The organism is Mesorhizobium sp. M8A.F.Ca.ET.181.01.1.1 (assembly GCF_004792025.1).
Lineage (GTDB): Bacteria > Pseudomonadota > Alphaproteobacteria > Rhizobiales > Rhizobiaceae > Mesorhizobium.
This window is the reverse complement of the sequence record NZ_SRTV01000169.1, coordinates 1-325: the sequence shown is the minus strand read 5'-3', so window position 1 is coordinate 325 and position 325 is coordinate 1. Positions and strand designations below refer to the sequence as shown.

Annotated in this window: 1 protein-coding gene; it reads right to left on the bottom strand. The window is 64.9% G+C overall.

Translation table 11 applies throughout. From position 1 onward, the window contains the following. Positions 1–105: 105 nt before the first annotated feature. Positions 106–325: type VI secretion IcmF C-terminal domain-containing protein (locus EN824_RS36415; protein ID WP_135933207.1), on the bottom strand; the 220-nt coding region annotated here is incomplete at its 5' end.

The following is a 325-nucleotide window of genomic DNA, read 5'->3' as shown; positions in this document are numbered from 1 at the left end:
GTGACGGTTGCCGTCACGACCGCCTTCACCGCCTGGATCATGAAGGATGTCGTCGACCAGATCTTCTACGAGCAGCGCGGCGATCTCATCGCGCTGATCTGCGTGTCAATCCTGGGCGCCTTCATGCTGCGCGGGCTGGCCACCTAGCTTCCGTGCCCACGCCCCGTCGAACTTGATCGCGGATTCACGGCCCGGCATTTGGGGAATGAGGCTCAGGCTCGCCGACGCGGAAGCCATGCCGCTCGGCCAGGTCACCGTGCTTGGCGCGTTGCCGGCCTGGTTGCTTTGGACGATCTGGCCATCGACGTCGAGTACCGCCGTCTCG